The organism is Desulfocapsa sulfexigens DSM 10523 (assembly GCF_000341395.1).
GTDB lineage: Bacteria > Desulfobacterota > Desulfobulbia > Desulfobulbales > Desulfocapsaceae > Desulfocapsa > Desulfocapsa sulfexigens.
This window is the reverse complement of the sequence record NC_020304.1, coordinates 1,769,433-1,794,422: the sequence shown is the minus strand read 5'-3', so window position 1 is coordinate 1,794,422 and position 24,990 is coordinate 1,769,433. Positions and strand designations below refer to the sequence as shown.

Sequence of the window (24,990 nt, the reverse complement as noted above, 5' to 3'; positions counted from 1 at the left end):
AACAGGCCCGATCCCCTGTAGCACTGCCCTCACATGTTCATCACTGCGTGGCAACTCCAAAATTCTTCTGGCAGCACTGCAAGCTGAAATGCAAACATGCTGCTGTATCGTCCCCGACGAGGAGATGGTTGTCCAGGTTGAAGAGGATCTGAAACTCTTCACAAACCGTTCTGTCCTCACCTATCCCGGCTACGAAATCCCCGCCTACACACCACTCTCACCTGATCCGCTTACCACCGCAGCCAGATTATCAACCCTGTACCGTCTTCATGAGACCGTTGCAAAAAACCACTCCATTCTTGTGGTTTCAGCAGAAGCCTTGATGCGGCGTACAATGCCCGCAAAATTTCTGTTCGCTCATGCCGAACTCCTTCTCTCTGGTGAAGAATGTGACCGGGATGATCTTTTTCGAAAACTGAATAATCTCGGATACGAACAGGTTAATCTCGTTCAAAGCGTCGGAGACTATTCCATCCGTGGAGGAATAATTGATATTTTCCCGCCTTCATTTCAGGCAGGCCAGGAAATTCACACGTCCCCAATACGCCTTGACTTCTTTGGTGACACCATTGAATCACTCCGTGGTTTCAATCCAATCAGTCAACGCTCCATCTGTGAAATAGATGAGGCCATTATCCTTCCGGCCAGTGATATCAGTTATCCATCCCCCTCTTCTACCAGGATGAAGCAGATTCTGAATACTTTCGATAAAGAAAGTAGCAGACTTGCCTGGGGAAGCGACGAAAGTCTGAAGATCCGAGATCGGATCGCTTCTGCTATGCGCTTTCCAGGTATGGAATTTTTTCTGCCTGTTTTCTATCCCGACACTGAGTCTGTCAGCAGCCTCTTTGACTTTCTTCCCAAGGACACATGCTTAATTCATTTTTCCCCTGAAATGGAGGAGCAGGCCCGTGCCGTGGTTCAGGAACGGATCAACAACAATTATGAAGAGGCAAAATCCTTACATACCCCTGCGCTTGATCCAAACCAGATTTTTCTTCCTCCTGAAGAAACCAGGGAAAAGATGGCCTCTTTTGCAAATCTTCACTGTTCTACCACCACGGACATCAACAATTTTCACACTCTAACTGCCACAAATCACCAGATTCTGAAACAGGATATCAGCCTGCAACGCAAGGAACGTGGACTGGTACCGCCACTTTCCGACCAGATTCATTCCTGGCAAAATCAGGGTGACACGGTTGTTCTCTGCTGCCGATCCCTGCGTCAAACTAAAACGCTTGCGGAGCTGCTTGAAAGACATCAACACACTATCGAACTTCTTGAAAGTCCCATAGACCTGAAGACAATCTCAAGGACCGCGGGTTGTGACATCCTCTACCTCTGTGATCAGCCTCTAAGTGAAGGCTTTTCCCTTACCACTCCCCCGATACACTTCCTCTCCGAAAGTGAACTCTTCGGGGAAATGCGCATTGGCAACAAAAAGAAGACAAAGGAAAAACTTGGCGAGTCCATCCGTTTTACCGAACTCCACGACGGTGATGTGGTTGTCCATCGTGACCATGGCCTCGGCCTCTATCTTGGTATGGCAACGCTTACCATGCAGGGAGTGGTCAATGATTACATGTGCATTGAATATCGGGATGGTGACAAACTCTATCTTCCCGTTGACCGCCTTAATCTCATCAGTCGCTACGAAGGGCTTTCAGACAAATCACCGCGTATTGACAAGCTTGGTACCGCATCATGGCGCGCTGCCAAAGCTAAGGTGAAGGAAGAAGTATGGAAAGTTGCTGAGGAACTCCTTGAAATCTATGCCAGGCGTGAACTCCGTGAAGGGAGACGGTTCTCTCCTCCAGGAGAACTCTACCACGAACTGGAAGAATCCTTCCCCTTTGATGAAACCGTTGGCCAGGACAAAGCCATTACCGATGTCATAAGTGACCTCACCAGCGATCAACCCATGGACCGCCTTGTATGTGGCGACGTTGGTTATGGCAAGACAGAGGTTGCAGTACGGGCTGCCTTCAAGGTTGTTGAAGACGGGGCACAGGTCGCCATTCTTGTCCCCACTACGGTGCTTGCCGAACAGCACGCCAAAACCTTCAGGGAAAGAATGCAGGGGTTTCCGGTTACAGTGGAATGTATTAACCGCTTTCGTACTGCGGCTCAACAGAAACGGATCATTAAGGAACTTGCAACCGGTGAGATTGATATTATCATAGGAACCCATCGGCTCCTCTCCAAGGATGTCAGCTATCGGGAACTTGGTCTCCTTATCATTGATGAAGAACACCGCTTTGGTGTTAGCCATAAGGAGAAGATCAAGCGAATAAAATCCGAGGTGGATATCCTCACCCTCACAGCCACACCTATTCCAAGAACGTTGCAGATGTCACTCCTCTCCATCCGTGATCTCTCTGTCATTTCAAGTCCGCCAGAACATAGAAGGCCCGTAAAAACCTTTGTCGCACGCTATGACGACCTGGTTATCAAAGAGGCTGTCTTGAAAGAGCTACGCCGTGGAGGCCAGGTCTTTTTTGTTCACAACCGGGTGAAATCCATTTACAGGATGGCAAGCAAGGTGCAGGAACTTGTCCCCGAGGCCCGTATTGCTGTGGCACATGGCCAGATGAACGGCAAAGAACTTGAAGAAATTATGGTAAGATTTGTAAACCGCGAGATCGATGTTCTGGTGGCGACAACAATTATCGAATCAGGCCTGGATATACCATCTGCAAACACCATGATTATCAACCGTGCAGACACCCTTGGCCTTGCCGAAATTTACCAGTTACGCGGCCGGGTTGGCAGGTCATCTTCCCAGGCTTTTGCCTATTTACTCGTTCCATCACTGGATAATTTGAGCAAAGACTCGAAAGACAGACTACGGGCCCTGATGGAATCTAATGAGCTTGGTGGCGGGTTTAAACTTGCCATGAGTGACCTGCAGATCCGTGGAGGCGGCAATCTGCTCGGGGTGTCCCAATCCGGGCACATAACGGCCATAGGCTATGATCTCTATCTTGACCTTCTGCAGAAAACCGTCGCTGACATGAAGGCTCGAGCAGCAGCTGGCGGCGATACCGCTATTTCAGATGACACGGTAGAGGCAGAAATCAACCTTCAGATATCCGCCTATATACCCGAGACCTACATCCCGGACATCAGCCAGCGCTACGTCGCCTATCGCCGTATTTCTGCACTCTCGATGGCCGAAACCTGCATGTATGAGGATCTGCTTGAGGAACTTGACGACCGTTATGGGCCGGTTCCCGAAGAAACACATAATCTTTTTAAGATTGTCGCACTCAAAAAAGAACTGGCACTGCTAGGGGTCAGTAAACTCGAGAAGGGGAAGGATACCTTTGTGTTCTCATTCACAGAAAACACCCCTCTCGATCCCAGAAATCTTCTTGCCTACCTCCAAAATGGCAGTAAAAAGAGAAAGGCCCCTCCACGAAGACTCACTCCCGATGGAAGGTTAATTATCCCGGCCAGCATTGACTCATCGGAACGACTGTTTACTGTGTTACGACATATATTAACGGAACTGAATGGACTGACACAATAAAAGAGATTCATATGACACATGTGCAGATACACCCGAGTTTCTCCTGGTCTCAGATAGATACCGTCCTTCTTGATATGGATGGAACCCTGCTGGACAAATATTTTGATGATCATTTCTGGGAAGAATATATCCCGAAGATCTTTGCAAAAAACAACAGCCTTTCCGAGGAGGAAGCCAGAAAAGTCCTTCTTCAGCGATATCAGAAGGTGGAAAGCACCCTGCAATGGTGTGACCTTGATTATTGGTCTGAACAGCTTGACCTTGATATTCCTGAGCTGAAATGCAAGGTCGACCACCTTATCAAGGTTCATCCCTATGTTACAGATTTTCTAGACTACACTCGGAAGATTGGCAAAACAATCTATCTCGTCACCAATGCTCATTCAAAAACGCTGCATATCAAGATGGAGAAAACCGCACTGGGATCACATTTTGATCAAATCGTTTGCGCAGAAGAAATAGGCTATGCCAAAGAACAGCCTGAATTCTGGCAAAAACTGGAGGATCACCTTGGCTTCAGTAAAAGTAGCACTCTCCTGGCCGATGACACAGCAAAAGTACTGCATTCCGCCAGTCAATACGGAATCGGATTCCCCATTTTCGTAGCCCGTCCCAGCTCACGCATTCCAGTCAAATTTTCCCCAGACTATGCATCCATCACCTACTTCGATGAACTCATTTTCTAAAAAAAACCTCATATAGGATGAGCCTTTTCTTGTGGTAATGCGTACTTTATGGTAAGTTTTCCCATTACACTACTGTTATTAATAGCTATTTTACATACTATACTCTTAACTCTTATATCCAGGAATACCCCATGACACTTTCTTCCTACCAGGCAAAAGACCTTTTTCAATGGCTTACAGATAAAGAAGACATTCTGGTACTCGATGTACGAAATGAAAAAGATTTCAATCGTTTCCAGGTTGAATCACCCTACTCCTTTGATATGATCAACGTCTCCTATTATGATTTTATGGAAATTGAAGATGAGAGCGTTGCCAAAGTCCCTAAAGGGCGTGCAGTGCGCATTGTCTGTGCCAAGGAGGGTTCCGCAAAATACGTTGGAGAGATCCTGGTCAAGCATGGTTTTGATGATGTTCGCTATCTTACCGGAGGCATCAAGACATGGGGGAACCTTCTTGTCCCCATGACCATTCGGGAAGGTGAGGATTACAATCTCTACCAGTTCATCCGCCCAGGTAAGGCATCCTGCAGTTATGGCATTTCTTCTGGTGATGAAATGATGCTCGTTGACCCAAGCCGCAATGTCGATTTCTATCTTGATTTTGCCAAATCCAAGAACTGTAAAATCACCAAAACATTTGAGACCCACCTCCAGGCCGATTACATATCGGGTTCCCGGCAGATCGCCGAACAGACCGGAGCGGAATTTTTTGGTGGCAAGGATTTTGACGGGACCAAAGCCGGCCATACACCGCTAAGCAACAATGAAATCCATACGTTTAGTAACGGCGGCCCGGAGTTCAAGGCACTGTTCACCCCGGGACACACCCCTGGGTCTGTTACCTTTATCCTAGACAACTCCTATATGTTTTCAGGCGACACTGTCCTGATTCAATCCATTGGCCGACCTGACCTTGGTGGACAGGTTGATTCCTGGGCCATTCTCCTTTTTAATACTATTCGTGAGGTAGCAAAGCTTGACGACGCCCTTTTTGTCCTTCCTGGACACTACATGGACTGGAGTGAAGCAAATTCGGACCTTATCTTCTGCCAGACCTTTGGAGAGGTGAAAGATCGCAACAAAGAAGTCTTTGCCCTGGTTGAAGAGAAAGACTTTGTCAAGTATATCAAAGATAATATGCGCAAACAGCCAGCAGAATACGCACTCATTCGTCTTGCCAATGCAAACCTTGAGCAGTACGACATCGACAAGGAAGAAGAGCTTGATCTCGGAAAAAATGAATGCGCAGCAACGGCATACGCCAAGGCCCAGAAAGAGAAAGGAAAATAATAACAACGGAACATTACAAAACCTTATCTTCCCATTCGTAAGAACACTCCCGCCTCTTGCAGTAGAGGTGGGAATACGCATTTCCGACATATATTCCGGAGGACAGTCTCCATGGGTTCAACAGCAGGTGTTCCACGCGAAGTCACGACTCCGCATCGTAAAATCCCCATTGAGATCCCAAAAGGTATCACCCCTACCGAGTTTTTTAACAGCCCGTGCAATCTGCGCCACTTGGCACGTGAAAACGGTCTGCTCCGCACACCCGAGAATTTTCTCCTCTACCGCAAGGCCATAGGACACAGCAATCTCTTTGACACCTCCATCATCCTGGATTCCTCACAAAACATCCTAGACCCCCTTGGACGCCCGGTGCGACGAGACCAGCTCAGCAGCCACGAAAACCTCGTCTTCTCCCGAATGACACAGGTTGTTTTTGAATACATGCTGGAAAAATATCCCGACCCTGAGCGCCATCTCCTTTTTTGCGGCGAAGCAAGCCTCGACGCCACCTGGCCCATCAGCAAACCGGGGGTTCCAAGCATCCGTATGATCCATAACCATTTTATGGTATTTGAGAATACAACGCTCCAGAATGCCCCTCCTGCTGCCCATGACAACCCAAATCTTACGGACAGTGGCACTAATGGGCTATTCCTTGACTACCTGAGTGATGTGTATCTCAAATTTCTTGAGGTTCTGGATCTACATATCTTAAAACCCATGGAGCCGAATCAGGCTAAGCTTAAAAGCACTGGATACCCTCAGGGACTCCCAAGCTGGGAAGTACAGGGAGGAATGGAGGCCTTAAAGCAGGGTTCATTCTGGAGAGAGTATGACATGGTGCTCCTCGGGTTTCTCGACTTTTATCGAGCATTATTTTCCCTTGTCGCCTCCAACACAACCACCATTCCAGGGGATGCCCGTTACCCGGACCAGATCGAGAATATACTGTTGTTCAGCAACAAGTTCCACAGTGCCGCGAGAATGCTACGCCTCCAAGTCCTCGAAGACCCATTGTTTGCCAATGAAATCCGCTGGCGCCCTGCATACAAACAACTTCTTTACCGCGATGATGCTGGACGGCTGATTGTAACCATCAGTCAAAACTCTGTTGGAAACGCCATAACAGAATTACTGGGAATTGTCGTGAAACGCACCAATGACAGGGTGGCATACGAAAAAACTGAAAAAAATCTTATCGACCAGCTTCTTCAAGTCAGAAGTCGTCTCATACGATACAACCTTGGATCCCCTATTGCCGCGCCCTATTGGCGCAATGGCTCCTTTTCCCCACAGTAGCACCCAGGGTCTCTAAATAAACACACGGTACCCCTTTTATAATCCTTGGCAAAACTGCGGTATTCAGGATATGGTCTGCAGCTTCATTTCCGTAGACTTTTTATTTCACAGAGTATCGCCATGGCCGAAACAGCAGTCCTTCCAGGTGTTCATATCCGCCTGATCCTCACCACGGTCTTCTGGGGAGGAACCTTTGTAGCGGGCGTCTGCTTGCAGAGGAACTTCACCCCCTGATAGCATCTTCACTTCGCTTCATTTCCGCCTCAGCAATGCTTTTAACCGTCATCCTCATACGGCACAGAACCCTTCCTCTACTTTCATTGAAGCAGTGGGGTGCCATGGCTCTGCTGGGATTAACAGGTGTGTATTCCTACAACATTTTCTTTTTTACCGGCCTGCAGACTGTAGAAGCGGGACGAGCCTCCATGATAATTGCAGTCACTCCCGTTATTACCACCTTGCTAGCTATATTCTTCTTTAGAGAACGCTGTGATTTCGTACGCTCCATTGGCATGGTACTGTCCGTCTGCGGTGCTCTGACAGTTATTACAAGAGGTCATCCTTTTTCTATTTTCAATGGTGATATCGGCGGTGGGATGGGGGAAGTCTACATGGTCGGTTGTGTAATCAGCTGGGCCGCTTATACCCTCATCGGAAAACGACTGCTTCAAGATATTAAGCCGCTCATTGCTGTTGCATACTCTTGCACCATTGGGGCCATTTTGCTTCTTCTCACAGCTCTACTCAGTGGCCATTTAACCGAACTCGACAAACTGAGTCTGACCGGTGTTGGTTGTATTTTTTACTTCGCCTTTTTCGGAACAACTCTTGGATTTATCTGGTTTTACGACGGAGTGAAAAAACTAGGTGCAAGCAGGGCAGTAATGTATGTCAATCTTGTACCGGTGAGTGCTGTCCTTCTTGGCACACTGCTGCTTGGGGAGCACCTCGACACATCACTCCTCATCGGTGGTGCCCTTGTGTTTTCAGGCCTCTACCTTATCAACCGCAGGCCCACTGTAGTGTAACATCACTGCTCAAAATCATTAAGAGTTCTTGAAGTTTACGATTTCGCTTAAGAAGCCCTATTCTTTAATCTTTTCCTTTTCACAATCGGGTTGTATATGCCCTATAGCCCTGTTGGAGGAAAGAAGAATCGCAAGCCAGCGTGTATTTTCAGAACCTCCCAGCGCAATACGAACAGCCATGGTGAGCGGCACTGACAGTAGCATACCAACCGGTCCAAGCACCCATCCCCAAAACGCCAGGGAAAGGAAAACAACAAGCACTGAGAGTCCGACCCCCTTACCCATAACTCGTGGTTCTACAATAGAACCAATCACTAAATTCACGACAAGATACAGGCCGCCGGTGATCAGTGCAGCACCGCCACCAAGCTGTACGAGCGCCAGAAGGAGTGCAGGAATCGCAGCAATGATAGAACCGATATTCGGAATAAAATTAAGGAGGAAGGCAACCACTCCCCACATTATGGCGTAGTCAAGCCCCTGCATCGAAAGACCAAATCCTATAATTACACCAGTTAGCAGGCTGGTCAGCGTCTTAATCCCCAGATAGCGATTCACCCCGGTCGCAATCTCGCCATATTTAACAAGAGCACTGGAATCCTGTCCCTGAATTGCTCGCATCTTACAGGGGAAACCTGCAGCCTCTGAGAGGATAAAGAAAAAGGTAAGAAAAATGACGAAGGTGTTGGTGAGCATCCCACCAAGACCATTCAGGGTGTTGGCTGCCATTTTGAGCAATTTACCAGGATTAAAGGTATCTGTAAGAATGGTACGATCAAGAGTAACCCCCTGCGCTGTCAGCCATCTCCATAGGCCTGCAGTTCGTTCAAGCAATCGCTCCTGATACAACGGCACATTTTTTGAAAAATCTGTCATTGAGCTGCCAATGAGGGTAACCAGTGAGCCCCATATTCCAAAAATCACCATAACCATAAGGAACATGGCCACAACTTGCGGAACACCTTTATTCTGCATCCAAAACAATGGTGGAGCACAGATTATAGCGAGAAAAACAGCAAGCAAAAAGGGAACTACCAGTGGTGCAGCAACTTTCATCCCCGCAACCACAACAACAAAGGCCGCCATGTTAACAAGAGGACTGTTTCGAACAGAAAGTGATGTCATAGAATAAAATAATGGTCAAAAAGGAGAAAATCGCGTATTTTTCTCTCAATATTTGTGAGTTAGGGGTAAACAATTACAGAATGACACTGTCGTGACATCAACTCTGTTTTTCCTTCGGCATCCAACCTTCTTTTTATACAGGTAGACCATGCACAAGACAAAACTTTTTTCACTTCTTTTCCTTGCCACTTTTTTATCTGGCTGCTTCTCAGAGACAGCCCAATACGAAGGGATCAGTTTTCCCAAAATGACTTCCAGCAAAGTCACCTTTCAGCAACAGGCCATCCCTGCCGATTGCACCGCATTCGCACATCTTCTGATGTATACAAAAATGCCATCGACGGGAAAAGAAATCAGCACCGCCATGCAGAGAGAGGCTGAAGAAAAGGGTGCTAATCTGATCCTTGTTGGGATGTCCAGAGAAGTTGAAGATGAGGAACTTGATGAGAACCACTTCAAATACTTTGGTCCCGAGTATGTTTACACCTTTAGTAAAACATGGTTAGGCTGGAAATTCGGATTCAATGAATGGAACAATGGTGGTGAACTTGTTGGCTTGGGCACCAAGGTCTGGGGAAATCCAGAAATCAGCTTTGACAAAACCATACTGGTTCAGGCTGTTTTTCTTCGCTGCGAACAGTAGGGCTCATTTGACGTAACACTTTGCATAGTCCCATCAAGAGAGTTCCGGGCACTGCTTAACCCACAGGGCAAACTCATCAAAAGCTGCTTGCAACTCTGGCATACGGTCACGTAACTTCTCAATCTCTCCATCGCGGGCGAGCCGTTCAAACTCGAGTGCAAGATTTGATATTCTCCAGGCAAATACAGTAGCACTGGCTCCTTTCATACCATGGCAGATTTCCCGAAACTCCTCAGTATTTCCAGCCACAACCGCATTCTGCAGACCGAGAAACCACTTCGGCCCGCTCCGTTGATACAGATGAGCAAGCAGCTCTCTTACAATATCAACATTTCCGTTACAATTATTCTTCAGTCTCTCCAGATCAAGGATGACATCCGGCCGTTCATTTTCAGTTGCGGCTTTCAGGTCCATAGGCTTTCCTTTGCAGTAATTGAAATTTCTTGACGGAGCCTGGTGTTTCACAGCAAATAAACAAAGGGTATATTATTACTGCTACAACCGCAACGTCTTACCAGACGGTCTTACCAGACGGCGCGCATCCCGTCCTGTTTCCGCAGAAGATCTATCCTTCGCTCAAGGTCAATACGCCATTCAGCATGAATTCTCGCAGCTGAGGGAGCAATAAGTTCTGGAAGTCCATACACCAACCTGTCAGATGCCCGACTGGCTTCAATCACCGCCTCAATGGAGCGTGCTCCAAACTTATAGCGGCTGAGGAGAAGACGTAGCAAAAGACCTGAGGTTTTTCGTGCCGCTTTTTTCCAATGGGTATCCATCTGGTGGGCGATAATAAAGGCACGTTTCAACAAAATTCTCCGCAATTCTTCAAGATCAGTGCTGGTGGCAGAATCACGAAGAAGTATATCGGGAATTTCAATACCGTCAATATCCAGTACAACGCGCAGGCGACTCATAAAATCTGGAATTTTCAAGGTCTTCATCATGGCCAGGGCCTCCCTGTCAGTCGGGTCAAGAAGCTTCTCCATTCCTCCCCAGCTCGCCTTGACTCCGCCTGCAAAAACAAAAATAGCGCGTCCGATAAAACGTGGGATACCATTCACATAGGTCACACCATCCTGCATTGAAGGGAGGAAATAACGAAGATAGCCAAATTCATGTCCATCATAGCGGCAATCAAATTCATCCCAGAAGACGATGGGCACCTTTCCTCTCGCCACTGCAGCACGCACCGGCTCAATAGCAGAATTTATCTCATCGGGAGAAGAAAACTGGGTGAGATTGAATTCAAAGAAATCAAATGGATCCCCTTCAAACCTTCGCGAAATCACCCTGGCTACTTCTTTTACCGCAAATGACTTCCCGGATCCCGGAGGGCCAAAAACCCCTAGACACAAAGGACGAAGAACATTGTCTTTTGAAACATAGGAGTCCATGACATTCTGGAGGGTGATTACAGGATCAATCTCAGCTGGATCTGTCGTTCGCAGGTGCCCCACTTGAAAAATTGGTAGATTGCCAAAACCATTTTTCCTGTTCACTTCCTCTTTCAAATCATGGAGAACAGAGACAATCTCATCCATATATCCATGGGAAGCACCAAAAGCGATATTATCCATGGATGGAGAGGGCTTTCGAAAATAAAAGAAACTCCTCAAGGCTCGTTTCTTTTCATCAGACCAGATCTGGGAAGCAACAAGATCGAGCACCACTTCAAAGTCAGCTGAGAGAGGCGGAAGTTCAAAGAAGGATGGATCTGGGCTAGAATCGACAAAAGAGCAGGCGTAACCGCCTGGAAAACTTTTAGCAAAATCAAGATTGGGGAACTCAAGCGTTTCCTTAAAATAATAGCCATGACTGTAGAGAAGGTCCCAATTATTGAGAACACGTTTCGAGAAATCAAAAAAATAATTCCTACTGAAATTGAACTCTCCAAATCGTAGAGCATCCATGGCCAGCATTGCAGGAAGAAGCGTGTCGTAACAGGGTACTGAACCACGCTGCCGCGGGGAACTCTTTTCCGGCAGACACCCCTTACGATGCCTGAAAAAAATAGCATCAGGTCCGATATAGAGAAGACCATGGGGAAACATTTCCACCACGATATGGCATCGAAAGCGTAATTGCTTCTGATCCCAGAGGCCAACCTCATCCGTCCGAAGGGCCCGTAAGCACATGGCCACTATAGTCTCCCAGTTAACGGAACAATCCATCTCCATACGGGTAGTTTCGAGATCTGAAAGTCTGCAGAACAGAACAAACCGCTCACCAAGCCTTTTGGCCCAGTCATCCCAATAGGCCACACTGATTCCCATTGCCATAGCCCAGAGATTAGGATTACGATCCAGGTCTTCCTGCTTAAATTCTGGAGGATGCCCGGAGTCATCAATTACAATCAATCCATCGGTATTGGTAAACAGTTCTCTGTTGGAATCATCCACCACAAAGTCTTCTGCAGCGCTCGATCTGCCACCTGCCGGTAAATACTGATTAACCATAAACCAGCCATGATCTGCCCGCTCGACATCAACATTCCTATATTTTCTGAAAATCTGAAAGACATCCTTCTGCTCTCCATAAGTCTCGGACTGAATTCTAGGACTCAGATCGGATTCTGCTACATAGGCTGTAAGCCAGGTCAGAAGCTGTTCCAGACGTCCGTATTCCACCGACACATCTCCAGCCATAAGCTCAATGTGATCACCAGGATTGTATCCATAAGCTGGGAGATTCCCCTCTTCCAGCAAACTGACCTGTTTGATCGGCAGATTACGAATTTTGACATTGGACCCAAGTAGAGTGACTTTCTGGTCATATTCAGACATAACTTTCATACCTACGGAAAAAATATCGCTTAAAACGCACAATGGGAGGCCAGGCCTCCCATTGTGCACTATATAATCAGACAAAAGGTAATTCTACCTTCGTCTTTAACTTACAAGAGACCTGATTTATCAAGTGCGATCACTGCCCCTTTATAGGATATGACAATAACAGCCACATACCCCAATAATAACAACGTTGTCATAATGTTTTCCTCATTCTCTTATTTTTGAAGCACTTAATATGCTTCGTGATCCAAGGCATCCTCGGTTGACAGTTTTTTGGAATCCATCATCTTCCAAAGATACGCCACATAGGCAAGTACAAAAGGAACGCCAAGTGCCACATAGGTCATGGTACTCAGGGTAAACTTGCTTGAAGAGGCATTAAAGATGGTCAAGCTCGACTGCAAATCAAAGGTTGAAGGGTAAAAAGCTGTGGAGTTGAAGGCGGGCAGACAGAGGACACACAATCCAACCAGTACGGTCCCAAGACCGGCAGGCCATATGCCTTTGACACTTCCCTTAAATGCACCCAGCATCACACCCCAGATAACCAATCCAAGTCCGGCAAGGAGCAGAACAAGAAGATGAGGCAAGGCAAGCAGGTTAAGAAAATATTTAAAAGAAACCATGGAAACCACACCACTCTCATCAACACCAAATCCGTCCCTGAGGAGTATTGAAACCACCACGTAGAGAAGAAAGGGAAGGGAACAGAGAAAATTTATCCAGACAGCCTTGCGTAATCTCTTTTCCATTTCGGTAACAGCAACAAGATCGAGGCTGTTGAGAAGATATAATGCTCCAAGTACTCGGGCATTGAAGACAAGAAAGAGCCCAAGTGACAGATTGAAAAGTGAAAAGGCAGCCTCAAGCCCACGAAGGTTAACACCACCCAAGGTATACTCCCAGGTCACCTGATTCATACTGTTGAGTGAGAAAGCAGAACCGGTGTAGAAGGTTCCGACAGCCGCACCAATAAGTAGAACCCCGACGGAACCGTTAATAAACATAAAGAGTTCGTAGGTTTTTGAGCCCCATACGTTACCAGGCTTTGTCCTGTACTCATAACTCACCGCCTGAATAATAAAAGTAAACAGGATAAGTATCCACACCCAGTAAGCACCACCAAAACTTGTGGAATAAAATTTCGGGAATGAGGCAAACAGAGCCCCTCCAAATAACACCAGAGTGGTGAATGGAAGTTCCCATTTTCTTCCAAGCGAGTTGATGACAAAGGCACTTTCAGTATCTGTTTTGGCCACCTGCCAGAGAAGCGTCTGGCCTCCCTGAACAAAAGTAAGAAAAAGAAAAAGCGAACCAACAACTGAGCAGATAATCCACCAGAGCTGCTGCAGCGTCACATAATCTAAATTAGATATCATTTTCAGTGTACCTCCGGTCCAATGGCGATCTGTTTCAGCATGATCGATATTTCAGCAATCAGCAGCAGGGTAAAAACCACTGCAAACATTGCAAACGTAATCTGAACTGAAGTAACAGACAGATTCGTTGTCGCAACCTTCACCGGCATAAGTCCCTGAATAGCCCAGGGCTGCCGACCGACTTCAGCTGTAACCCAGCCAGCCTGTCCTGCCAGGAAAGCAAGGAGTCCTGTAAACAGGCCAACAGGAAGCAGCCATCGTTTCTCTGTTACAGTTCCCTTTAGAGAGAAGAAAAGAAAGGCCCCGAAGATCACAGGAAACATGGAACCTAAAATAGCCATAATGTGAAAGTTATAAAACACTGTGGATACTGGAGGAACAGCCTCCTCCGGGGTGCTCAGATACCCGTAGCCCATAAACTCCTCATTAACTTTAAACCGCTCAAGGGCTGCTGCTGCAACATCCTCTGATTTGTTTTTCCTGGCCTCTTTGAATTCGGCAAGATCGGCAAGGGCAACCTTTCCTTTTTCCATCATGGTGTTCACTCCCATAATGTTTTCTTCCGTATTCCCAAAGACCAGATCATCGATACCGGGGACAAAAGATCCTGCTTCACGGTTGGCAAGGAGCGATAGAAGCTGCGGAATCTTGACCTCGAAGAGAAATGGATCCTGGACATCGCCTGGATCTTTTGCCGAGTTGACAATACCCATGGCCACGAGTCCGGCACCCCTTTCACCCTTGTACAGTCCCTCCATGGCAGCAAGCTTCATTGGCTGTTTCTGAGCAACTTCATACGCCGCCTCATCACCGGTAAAGGCTACAAAAACAGAAGCAACCAGACCAAAGACTGAAGCAACCACGATGGATTTTTTCGCCATCTCAACGTGTCTGCCTTTGATCAGATACCAACAGGAAATTGTCAGTACAAAGGCTGAAGCCATAACAAATCCTGACGAAGAGGTATGGGTGAACTTGGAAACCGCCACGGGATTAAAGACTACATCGGCAAAACTCTGCATTTCAAAACGTGCAGTATCAGCATTGAAGGCCATACCTACTGGATTCTGCATCCAGCCATTTGCAACAAGAATCCAAACTGCAGACAGGTTAGAACCAATGGCTACCATCCAGGTGGAAAAACAGTGAAAACCTTTAGAGACTCTGTTCCAGCCAAAAAACATAACGGCAAAAAAACTTGCTTCCATAAAAAAGGCAAAAATACCTTCAACGGCCAGTGGTGCACCAAAGATATCACCGACCATCCAGGAATAATTGGACCAGTTAGTCCCAAACTCAAATTCAAGAATGATACCAGTCGCAACGCCGATGGCGAAGTTTATACCAAAAAGCGTCATCCAGAAACGGGTAATTTTTTTCCACTCTTCATTTCCTGTTTTGAGATAGATAGTCTCATAAAAGGCGCAGAGAAATGACAATCCAAGTGTCAATGGTACAAAAATCCAATGATACATGGCCGTGAACGCAAATTGCGCCCTTGACCAGTTCACCAAACTGGGATCCACATCAATCATTTTTTCCTCCCTCGATTAGTTAGTATTAGTGACTGGCCTGATCAGTTGCTCCAGGACATAATCACCACGTTGTTCATCTGTCTCAAAATTGGTGTTTAAATAATTTGGAAAAAAGAACAGCTTGAGTACTGCAAACATGACAAGAAGCTTTATAAAAATAATCTTCCACAGGGTCTTCCCCACCGTCATCTGTGCAAAACCATCACGATAGAAACTGAACACCTTTGCTGATTTTTCAATCATTACCCACCTCCTATTCTGTCACTCTGTTTCGCCCAGCTATATAAAACAAAAAATATCTTTTTTAATTATGCACAGGAAAGAGCGGAACACAAGAATCGTTTTCAGACAATTCAGCCAGACTGACTCCCGCCAGGGTCTCACGCAGCTGGTTCCTCGCACGCTCCCAAACTCTATGAACACTGCAACTTTTACTTACCCTACAGGACACTGGACGAGCGACACAATCATTGAGAAAAATTTCACCAATCATGATCTCCACAACCTCAAGCAATGAAATCTCAGCCGGGTCCTTGAGCAGACTGTATCCGCCCTTCGATCCCTGCTTGATCTCTATCATATTCGCCCGGGCAAGATCCTGTGCTATCTTCGCCAGAAAATGAGGAGGGATGTCAGCACGCTCAGCAATCTCCTGCTTGGAAACCTGAACCCCCTTTCCTTTGTGCGACAGATACATCATGCATCTGACCGCATATTCTCCAGCTCGTGTCAATCTCATTCAACATTCCCCATACAAGACATATAAGATACTTAATGTCCTATATACACCATCAAAATCTTCCGTCAACTGTTTTTTTCCCGATCAATCACATCTTTCAGAAGTGCATTAAAAACCGTTACTCCGGGCAAACAGTGCATTCTAGGTCTTAAAACATCCTGATTACCATCGAAACTCAGCTTTGCAACCCGGAGTTGTTCCGTGTCGATTATATGGGACGCCATAAACCCATCCCTTGGGGCTCTGCTGCGACCGTCCAGGCCGCAGATGCCCATATAATCAACACGAAAAAACGCCTCCTCAGGCGGGTAGGCTGAGGATTAGTGATAATCAGGTAAAATGTTTTCGGGAAAAAGAAGGAGAGATGGAAGAACGAAGGCCAGCGTTAAAAACCTTTGTTGCGAAAAAAAGGATAGAATCTCAGCTGTGGCCCAACTACCCTATAAACGTGAAAAACCGTTAAATCAGAAACTGTTCAATGAAGAACTCTTTGTTACAACATCAGCATCTCCAAAAGCTCCTTCCTTTCCTGAAGCCTTTGTCTGAATCCACTCTCCATTTCAGCCAGGATGGTTTTATCCGGAATGATTTTGGATTCTGCGCCACAACGTTGCAGCAGCACAGAGAGCGAATCTCGCTGCTCCTCACTATCCCCTTCCAGGTTCTTTAAAACAGCCCAGCGACTCAGCAGGTCAGCAATAATCAAAACCTGTACAGGCCGCTCATACACTCTAATTTCGTCATAGTCATGATGGCTCTGCACCATCTCCACCAAAAGTGTTGGAAACATCCAGCGGTGAAGAAGCTGAGAACCAAGTTCATTATGACCACAGCCCAAAAGGGCAGTCTCAACCTCAACCCCCTCCTTTTTAGCAAGTCGGCTATAATGTTCCAGATCTTCGATTTCGGTTGAGAACTGTTGCAGAATAAGAAGCTTACCAATATCATGAAGCATCCCTCCAAGAAAATAAACAGATCCCTCCTCACCACACTGTTCAGCAACATATTCGGCTGCCAGGGCACACTCAAGAGAATGTCTCCACACTCCAGCCATTACATCTTTCTGCAGCCCCTTTGGAACTTTAAACGCCTGGAACATGACTCGAGAGAGCACCAGTCCTTGAACTTCGCTCCTCCCAAGAAGGAGAAGAGCGTGTCTCAAGGATATCACCTGACGCCTCAGTCCATAAAAAGCAGAATTGGCGAGTTTCAAAACAGCAGTAACAAGAGAGATATCCCCCTGAAGGACCGTTTCAAGCTCCTTCGCTGTGGTTTCAGGATCTGCCACCACACTCATGACCTTCATGGCCACAGATGGCAGAGGTGCGAAGGCCTCAACAGAGGAGGACACCCGTTTGTGAAGAGGGCATGACTGATGACTAGATCTCTGCAGCATCGACAGCATCCTCCTTATCCTTAAAAAAATCGCTAGTATCAATACTTTGCATCAACATGCCCACCAGAAATGGATCAAACTGCCTCCCGGAATACTTCTTCATTTCAGCCTCAGCCTGCTCCCTGGTCATGCCTTCTTTTCCAGATGCTGGAGTGACCATGGCGACAAAAGAATCCACCAAGGCAAAAATCCTTGCGGCCATTGGAATTTCATCCCCCGTCAGCCCATCAGGGTACCCCGTACCATCGTAATGCTCGTGGTGAGAGTAGAGAATAACCCGTTCGGAAGCAAAAAAATCAAACATATTTGTCAGTTCTCGCAACATCAGTGGCTGATCAAACAGCATTTCTTCCTGCTCCTCACTTAATGCTCCCTCCGTCTTCAGGGAAGAGTCATGGATATAACAGCGAAAAAGATCATGAAGCTTTATGGCACGGCGGAATGAATGGATAAGTTGATCTGGCAGGTTAAGTCTTTCTGCAAGTCCATCCAGTACTTTGATAAAAAATGAATTCCGGGCTGCTAGCAGCTCATACTCACGGGTCTGAGCATGCACCATCGCCTCAAAAGAGGCAAGAGTCATGGCACGGGATTTTTCAATAGTGGCGTTAAGATGGTTCTGCTGATCAGATCCTATAACATCACTGATATGTTCGTCCATACCAGCGGTACCGCCCCTTGGCCCCCTATAATGACAAACCCTGTTCCGGCCTTCTGCTTTTGCCTGGTACAGAGCATTATCTACAAAATCTATTATAAGCCTGGACGCATCAGTCTCTTCACCAAACCCGGAATAGACTCCGATGGAAACGGTTACGTAACGCTCATATTTATCATTGGAGAAAACAGTGGTACCTGTGTTTTTTCTAATCTTTTCTGCAACAACGGCCGCCTGTTCCCTGTCAACACTGGGAAGGATAACCAGGAACTCTTCACCTCCATAGCGACCGAAGATATCAGATTCCCTGAGACTCCCCTCAACTCTCCGGGAGAACTCTTTAAGAACAAAATCACCGAAAGGATGGCCACAACTGTCGTTTACATCTTTAAAAAAATCAAGATCAAGCAGAAAAACAGAAAGGGGAGTGTTATAACGCCTTGCAATTGACACCTCCCTTCCTAACTGCTCCTGCAGGTAATTATGATTATAGAGGCCGGTCAGACTATCACGAATAGCCCGTTCTTCAAGTTTCAGGTTTTGTTGCTGGATTGTCGCAGTTGCAAAGGCAAGTTGACGCTGCCGGGCATCGAGCTCAAGGAAAACTTTGACCTTTGCCCGCAAAACTTCCGGTCGGAATGGTTTATGGAGGAAATCAACACCACCAGCAGCATAGCCCTGTTCAAGCAATTCACCAATTGCCTCAGGTGTTGTCTGAAAAATTATCGGGACATACCAGGTTTTTTCATTCTTACCAAGGGCCCTGGCAGTATCAAACGGAGTAGTATCAGAGGGAGTAACACTCAGAAGGATAAGTGCAAAATCATAAACGAGGACCAGTTCCGAGACCTCGGCAGTGGATCTGGCGACCACCACATCCAAATCAAAGTCCTTCAGTACTTCCTGAACACTCTTATGAGCGACAGGGTCACTGTCAACAAAGAGTATGGATTGTTTTTTATCACTGCTCATACGTCTTTTTACCGTATCTCACTTCAGCCGAAAGGAACACACCAACAATTCCGATAAAACATCAAAAGATTACAGACAGGACGCTACCAAGTATTGCACAAAACAAACATGAATATGATTTCATAAGATCATACTATAGCAAAAACAAAAACAGAAGGAGGAAAAAACAAAGAGCCGAACAGGTTCATCTTATTCTGACAAAAACAGGAACCGATCTAAAAAAAAGCTAACTACCTGGAGAAACATTTTGGCTGTAAAGTTGAGCAAGGAGTGGCTGAAGCTTCTTCCGTGATATATCAAGATTTCCCTGATGGAAGCAGCCTATAACACCCTTTGTATTCACTCGCTTACCGACATCCTCACATGGGCTTAGTTTCAGTGATATCCTGTGTAAGTATGACAACAGGGCATCATATGCCTTTTCTGTTGAGCAGTAGACTACAAGGTCTCTGCCGAAACCTGGATCACGGAAGGCGTTCATGGAAAGGAGCACGTCAAGCTTACGGTCCGCCGCAAAGTTCACAAAAGCTGAAAAGAGGTCCCCGTCCATTTGTTTCCACCGACTCACTGGTAACACAACAGAAGCAATCCCGCATCTCACCGTTGTAAAATGAAATTCCTTATAATCTTTGCGTAACAGATCAACGGTTGAGAATCCTCTGATATCAAATTTTGCTTGCTGGATGTTAGCGAAAAGCTCATCCCTTGACAGAGGACAAAGGGGAAGAAGAATGTTTGCAACTGTTACATCAAGGTCGGTTACCCGCCCGACCTTTCGGGAAAGGTTCACCGTATCGAGTAAAACTGTGCCACCAAGAAGAACAGCAAGAGCCTCTGAAAAGGCCACTCCTTTCTTTTCAAATTCCATTGCCACAAGAGACGTGGTCGATCCTGTGGTTTGTATAATTCGAGGCTCTGCGTCACCATAGAGTCCTTCATCTTTGTGATGATCCACAACTCCAACCACACTTGAACTATAGTGTGCGAACTCAGGCCCGAGTTTGTTATGGTCAACAAGAACTAGCCCCGCCCCTTCTTCCATCAGTATATCGAAATCGACCTCATCAAAAAAAACGATATCATCCAGTTCAATACCGGCCTTCTCGAAGAGATATACCGCTTCAGGGCGCAGTACAAAATCTGCGCGGTAAATTGGCATAACAGGCAATACCACCCTGGCAGCATCCTGCAGACTCAGCAGATACCCAAAGGCAATGGACGAAACCATTGAATCAAGATCGGCTGCCTCATTACCCATAACAACACGCCTGGCAGTGTCTTTTGTTGCTTTCGAGGAAAAAAGATATTCTCGGAGAGTGCTCAAGCCAGACCTCTCTTGTGTTTAATTTGCGCACCGCTGAAACACAGGCAAATGCTGATTTTCAAACCGTAAATGAAAATCATATTCGGATTTCCTGTTTTTTTATCCATTTCATATATGGTATCCCCTTGAGAGATATCTCAATCCATAAAAAACCCTGGAAGTTTTTTTTCTATTCCTGAACGACAAATTGTACCGGCTCAATTCCACCCTGACCCAAAGAGAGCTTGGCGCTCCAGCTTCCATAATATTTGGCAGAATATGAACTATTGGATACAGCACCTCACAAAGGCCCCTTCTTAAGTACCTTCATCCAGAAAAATGTGCTGTACCCAGAAACAGATCTCAGATAAAAGGTGTGCTTATCCTGTCGTTGCACCTGCTGGAATGGATTATACCATACTGCTGCCATTGCATACTTTCCGGGTGGCAGATCCAGACAAACTGCCCGCGAATACACTTTTTCATCTATTACAAACCGTGATCTCGGAGTCATAAAATCCTGACCGGAAAACACCCTTGCACTACAGTTCAACTCAGCGCCATCACTGCTCACCACAAAGATAAAAAAGAATACTAGCAGAAAAGACCCAATTTTAAAAATGCTCATATATTACCGACACGCACACAGGGATGTAAAACACTCACTCATTTCCAGAGTTGATCTACAACCAGCGCCCCACTCGACACAATTGTCGAAGAGAAACAGAATAAACGGCTTCCCCAAAAGAGAACGCCTGCCCGCCAATTATCTTGACATTCGCTGTCAGGGGACTATAAATCGCCTGTAATAATGTTACTCTCATTCAGAAAACTAGCGATCTCGATTTTTTTACAACATATATTTAACGACATACAGCAATAACAAGTGACAATCAATTCAGACTTCCATGACCGTTTGGGCGCTACCATATTAGAGGTATTTTCCGAATCTGATTTCCATGCGGTGGCCATCAGAGATATTGCCCGGAAAGCCGGGGTCAGTTTTGCTACAATATACAAGCATTACGGCAATAAAGAGGGGCTTGTTTTTGCCTTCGTAGATATCTGGATGGGGAGGCTCACCGACAGGATTATCGATCACCTCCAGGGTATGGCTAACCTGAAAGAAAAGCTCCGGAAAATTTTCTGGCTCCAGCTTGATTACTATGAAAAACATAATGAATTTGCGAAAATAATCTTTATGACGCTTCCCATGAAAACATGGATGGCCGACGAAAGTTTTGAACAACGCAGAATGTTCAACCTTCTTATGGATGTCCTCAGACAGGGCCAGGAAGAAGGGCTACTGAACCCCGACATCGATACCAGAATCCTGCTTGATTTCATGCTCGGCTTTGTACAACGGAGTTTCATTATGTGGGTACAGCGGGGACAAAAAGAAAGCTTAGCCGACCAGACAGACGTAATGTTTAAAATGATCTGGCGTGGAATTGTAACACCTGAGAGAATACATTAATACTATTTTGAACAGTTCAAACCAGCAAACCTAACAGAGGAAAACCATGGGACAATTCAACACATTATTCCGACAAAGCATTGAACAACCTGAAGAATTCTGGGCAAACGCAGCAGAAGGTATAGACTGGATCAAAAAATGGGACAAAGTACTCGACGCTTCAAACCCTCCATCGTATCGCTGGTTTCGAGGCGCAGAACTCAACACCTGTTACAATGCCGTTGATCGCCATGTCGAAGCTGGTCGCGGCGAACAAACCGCTATTATCTACGATTCTCCTGTAACAGATACCATCCGCAAAATCTCCTACAGGGAACTGCAGACCGAGGTTGCTAAATTTGCAGGTGCCTTAAAAAGCCAGGGGGTGACTAAAGGTGATACGGTTATCATCTACATGCCCATGATTCCAGAAGCCGCGGTTGCCATGCTGGCTTGCGCCAGGCTTGGGGCCGTCCATTCCGTTGTCTTTGGCGGTTTTGCCGCAAGTGAATTGGCCATACGGATAGACCATGCCCAGCCTAAAGTTCTGGTTACAGCATCGGGAGCCGTGGAAGGAAAAAAAATAATCGCCTACAAACCATTGGTGGATAGAGCTATTGAACAGTCCGACCATAAACCGGAAAAATGTATTGTTTTTCAGCGCGACATCATCACTGCCGAGATGCAGGAAGGAAGAGACCTGGACTGGCAGGAACTCACAGCCACAAGTGAGCCCGCTGACTGTGTCGCTGTCGCTGCAACAGACCCGCTCTATATCCTCTACACCTCTGGCACCACTGGAATGCCAAAGGGTGTAATGCGTGATAATGGAGGCCATGCCGTCGCCATTCACTGGTCCATGAAAAACATCTATAATATTGAAACCGGCGATGTCTTCTGGTCAGCGTCAGATGTTGGCTGGGTGGTAGGCCATTCTTACATTATTTACGGACCACTGCTCAAGGGTGCCACCACCATTATCTATGAAGGAAAGCCCATTGGAACCCCCGATGCCGGTGCCTTTTGGCGGGTTATTTCAGAGCATAAGGTGAAAGTACTTTTCACTGCGCCCACAGCATTCCGCGCCATTAAAAAGATGGACCCCACCGGTTCCTTACTTGGTCAGTACGACATGAGTTCTTTCGAAGCCCTCTACCTTGCTGGAGAACGTCTTGATCCAGACACCTACCACTGGGCGTCGGATCTCCTCAAGGTACCCGTTATTGATCACTGGTGGCAAACGGAAACGGGCTGGTCCATTGTTGCCAACTGTCGTGGCATTGAAGAGATGGAGGTCAAGGCAGGGTCCCCCACCCTACCCGTCCCCGGCTATGATGTACGGATAGTTAACGACGACGGTAAGGAACTTCCAGCAGGAGAGGAAGGTAACATTGTTATCAAGCTGCCACTTCCTCCCGGAACCCTTGCCGCTCTGTGGCGAAATGAAGAGCGTTTTATTTCCTCCTACATGAAAACCTTCCCCGGATTCTACGAGACCAGTGATGGTGGCTACATCGACAAGGATGGCTATGTTTTCGTTATGGGCCGTATGGATGATGTCATTAATATTGCCGGGCATCGTCTATCCACCGGGGCCATGGAAGAAGTTATTGCCACCCACCCTGATGTTGCAGAATGTGCGGTCATCGGGACCGATGACCAACTCAAGGGACAACTTCCACTGGGCCTTTTTGTTCTGAAAGCCGGGGTCGAACGTAAGGTTGATGAAATCCAGAACGATCTGGTAAAAATGGTTCGCAATGAGATTGGCCCCATCGCCTGCCTCCGTGAAACCACTATGGTGGAGAGACTTCCAAAAACACGCTCAGGTAAAATTCTTCGCGGCACCATGCGTTCCATTGCCAATGGCAAGCCATACAACATGCCCTCTACCATAGATGACCCGACAAGCCTCGAGGAAATCACCGGGGCCTTGGGGAATATGGGTTATCCAAAACAATAACAGATACATACCATTGGATACTAGAGTTTATAATTAAATGAAAATTCACGAATACCAAGCAAAAGAGCTCTTCCGCACATATGGCATTCCTGTTCCTGAAGGAAAAATCTGTACTGTCAGAGAAGACATCTCCTCTCTTCTGGAAGGAATAACAATGCCCGTCGCAGTCAAGGCACAAATTCTTGCAGGAGGCCGTGGCAAGGGGGGGGGTGTTGTTCTTGCCAGGACAGTTGCCGAAGCGCAAAAAGCTGCGGAAAGAATCCTTGGTATGCAGCTTGTTACCAAACAGACCGGGGCAGAAGGAACAGAAGTCAAAACCATCCTCTTTGAACAGGGAGTAAATATTGCCAAAGAACTCTATCTCTCAATACTCGTTGATCGTGACCGTTCTGGAATTGTTATCATTGCGAGTCGTGACGGGGGAATGGAAATTGAAACGGTGGCAGCAGAAACTCCGGAGCGCATTATTACGGTGCACGTAAACCCTCTGCTCGGCCTGCAGGGCTACCAGATACGGGAACTGATCTTCGGTCTTGAAATAGCTCCTGCTGTGACTAAATGCTTTAGCAGTATCATCAGAAAACTCTTTACCCTGTTTATACAAAGCGACTGCTCCCTCGTTGAGATCAACCCACTGGTTATCACCGGAGAAAATACCGTGATTGCACTTGACGCCAAAATGGACATTGATTCCAACAGTCTTTTTCGCCATCCCGATATCCTTGCCATGCATGACAGTAGCGAAGAGGACGAGTTCGAAGCAACAGCAGCAAGTCACGGTTTGAACTATATCCGACTGAATGGCACCATCGGCAGTATGGTCAATGGAGCTGGCCTCGCCATGGCCACAATGGACCTGATCAAGCAGGCTGGCCTTGAGCCGGCAAACTTCCTGGATGTCGGAGGTGGTGCCAGCGCTGAAATGGTAGAGAATGGTTTTCGCATTATCCTGAGCGACCCCAAGATTCGCGGCATTTTTATCAACATCTTCGGCGGTATTCTCCGTTGTGATATCCTCGCAGAAGGTGTTGTGGCAGCGGCCAGGAAAATTGGCCTCTCCCTTCCTGTTGTGGTTCGTATGGAAGGAACCAATGTGGAAGCAGGGCGAAGAATTCTTGCTGAATCTGGCCTGTCTCTGAGCAACGCAAAAGACCTTAATCACGCCGCAGAATTATTGGCGGCCATATAA

The 24,990-nt window shown here is 46.7% G+C and carries 21 protein-coding genes; 9 read left to right on the top strand and 12 right to left on the bottom strand.

Annotated features, from left to right (window positions below):
• Positions 1–88 precede the first annotated feature (88 nt).
• From mfd to UWK_RS07950, 5 genes are all read left to right on the top strand, one after another.
• On the top strand, positions 89–3,535 hold the full coding sequence (gene mfd / locus UWK_RS07970) for a transcription-repair coupling factor (RefSeq protein ID WP_167320732.1): 3,447 nt from the start codon (positions 89–91) through the stop codon (positions 3,533–3,535).
• Positions 3,536–3,546: 11 nt separating this feature from the next.
• Positions 3,547–4,221: a GMP/IMP nucleotidase gene (gene yrfG / locus UWK_RS07965; RefSeq protein WP_015403852.1), complete on the top strand. Its 675-nt coding sequence runs from the start codon at positions 3,547–3,549 to the stop codon at positions 4,219–4,221.
• 131 nt (positions 4,222–4,352) lie between these two features.
• On the top strand, positions 4,353–5,513 hold the full coding sequence (locus tag UWK_RS07960; RefSeq protein WP_015403851.1) for an MBL fold metallo-hydrolase: 1,161 nt from the start codon (positions 4,353–4,355) through the stop codon (positions 5,511–5,513).
• A gap of 111 nt (positions 5,514–5,624) precedes the next feature.
• Positions 5,625–6,812 (top strand): hypothetical protein, encoded by a 1,188-nt coding sequence (locus tag UWK_RS07955; RefSeq protein WP_015403850.1) that lies wholly within the window; start codon positions 5,625–5,627, stop codon positions 6,810–6,812.
• A gap of 206 nt (positions 6,813–7,018) precedes the next feature.
• Positions 7,019–7,840 (top strand): DMT family transporter, encoded by an 822-nt coding sequence (locus UWK_RS07950; RefSeq protein WP_228130069.1) that lies wholly within the window; start codon positions 7,019–7,021, stop codon positions 7,838–7,840.
• A gap of 57 nt (positions 7,841–7,897) precedes the next feature.
• Here UWK_RS07950 and UWK_RS07945 read toward each other — a convergent pair whose 3' ends face one another.
• Entirely contained in the window at positions 7,898–8,965 is a 1,068-nt protein-coding gene (locus UWK_RS07945) for an AI-2E family transporter (protein ID WP_015403848.1), read from the bottom strand.
• A 148-nt stretch (positions 8,966–9,113) separates the two neighbouring features.
• Between UWK_RS07945 and UWK_RS07940 the strand changes: the two genes are divergently transcribed.
• Positions 9,114–9,608 carry a hypothetical protein gene (locus UWK_RS07940; protein WP_015403847.1) on the top strand — a complete coding sequence of 165 codons (495 nt, stop codon included), beginning with the start codon at positions 9,114–9,116 and terminating at the stop codon, positions 9,606–9,608.
• A gap of 33 nt (positions 9,609–9,641) precedes the next feature.
• Here UWK_RS07940 and UWK_RS07935 read toward each other — a convergent pair whose 3' ends face one another.
• From UWK_RS07935 to UWK_RS07880, 11 genes are all read right to left on the bottom strand, one after another.
• Complete coding sequence (locus UWK_RS07935; protein ID WP_015403846.1) at positions 9,642–10,022, bottom strand: Hpt domain-containing protein; 381 nt, start codon at positions 10,020–10,022, stop codon at positions 9,642–9,644.
• A 110-nt stretch (positions 10,023–10,132) separates the two neighbouring features.
• Positions 10,133–12,394, bottom strand: coding sequence for an ATP-binding protein (locus tag UWK_RS07930; RefSeq protein ID WP_015403845.1), 2,262 nt, complete (start codon positions 12,392–12,394; stop codon positions 10,133–10,135).
• Positions 12,395–12,630: 236 nt separating this feature from the next.
• Positions 12,631–13,779 carry a cytochrome d ubiquinol oxidase subunit II gene (locus UWK_RS07925; RefSeq protein WP_015403843.1) on the bottom strand — a complete coding sequence of 383 codons (1,149 nt, stop codon included), beginning with the start codon at positions 13,777–13,779 and terminating at the stop codon, positions 12,631–12,633.
• Positions 13,780–13,781: 2 nt separating this feature from the next.
• The gene (locus tag UWK_RS07920; RefSeq protein ID WP_015403842.1) at positions 13,782–15,314 is read right to left on the bottom strand and encodes a cytochrome ubiquinol oxidase subunit I; all 1,533 of its coding nucleotides are present in this window, start codon (positions 15,312–15,314) and stop codon (positions 13,782–13,784) included.
• 15 nt (positions 15,315–15,329) lie between these two features.
• A complete protein-coding gene (locus UWK_RS07915) occupies positions 15,330–15,557 on the bottom strand; it encodes a DUF4492 domain-containing protein (RefSeq protein ID WP_015403841.1) in 228 nt (75 codons plus the stop codon).
• Between the two features lie 61 nt (positions 15,558–15,618).
• Positions 15,619–16,053: an RrF2 family transcriptional regulator gene (locus UWK_RS07910; RefSeq protein WP_015403840.1), complete on the bottom strand. Its 435-nt coding sequence runs from the start codon at positions 16,051–16,053 to the stop codon at positions 15,619–15,621.
• 65 nt (positions 16,054–16,118) lie between these two features.
• Positions 16,119–16,277 (bottom strand): hypothetical protein, encoded by a 159-nt coding sequence (locus UWK_RS19345; protein ID WP_153304861.1) that lies wholly within the window; start codon positions 16,275–16,277, stop codon positions 16,119–16,121.
• A gap of 269 nt (positions 16,278–16,546) precedes the next feature.
• Positions 16,547–17,449 carry an HDOD domain-containing protein gene (locus tag UWK_RS07900; protein ID WP_015403839.1) on the bottom strand — a complete coding sequence of 301 codons (903 nt, stop codon included), beginning with the start codon at positions 17,447–17,449 and terminating at the stop codon, positions 16,547–16,549.
• Complete coding sequence (locus UWK_RS07895; protein ID WP_015403838.1) at positions 17,433–19,079, bottom strand: bifunctional diguanylate cyclase/phosphohydrolase; 1,647 nt, start codon at positions 19,077–19,079, stop codon at positions 17,433–17,435. The genes UWK_RS07900 and UWK_RS07895 overlap by 17 nt, the downstream gene beginning before the upstream one ends.
• Positions 19,080–19,305: 226 nt before the next feature.
• Entirely contained in the window at positions 19,306–20,403 is a 1,098-nt protein-coding gene (locus tag UWK_RS07890; protein WP_153304860.1) for a DHH family phosphoesterase, read from the bottom strand.
• Between the two features lie 280 nt (positions 20,404–20,683).
• Positions 20,684–21,010: a hypothetical protein gene (locus UWK_RS07880; protein WP_015403836.1), complete on the bottom strand. Its 327-nt coding sequence runs from the start codon at positions 21,008–21,010 to the stop codon at positions 20,684–20,686.
• A gap of 258 nt (positions 21,011–21,268) precedes the next feature.
• Here UWK_RS07880 and UWK_RS07875 point away from each other — a divergent pair, with 258 nt between their 5' ends.
• The 3 genes from UWK_RS07875 to sucC are packed head-to-tail and all read left to right on the top strand — an operon-like array spanning position 21,269 to position 24,990.
• Complete coding sequence (locus tag UWK_RS07875) at positions 21,269–21,859, top strand: TetR/AcrR family transcriptional regulator (protein ID WP_015403835.1); 591 nt, start codon at positions 21,269–21,271, stop codon at positions 21,857–21,859.
• Between the two features lie 46 nt (positions 21,860–21,905).
• Positions 21,906–23,801, top strand: a complete 1,896-nt coding sequence (locus UWK_RS07870) for a propionyl-CoA synthetase (protein ID WP_015403834.1) — start codon at positions 21,906–21,908, stop codon at positions 23,799–23,801.
• Positions 23,802–23,838: 37 nt separating this feature from the next.
• A complete protein-coding gene (gene sucC / locus UWK_RS07865; RefSeq protein ID WP_015403833.1) occupies positions 23,839–24,990 on the top strand; it encodes an ADP-forming succinate--CoA ligase subunit beta in 1,152 nt (383 codons plus the stop codon).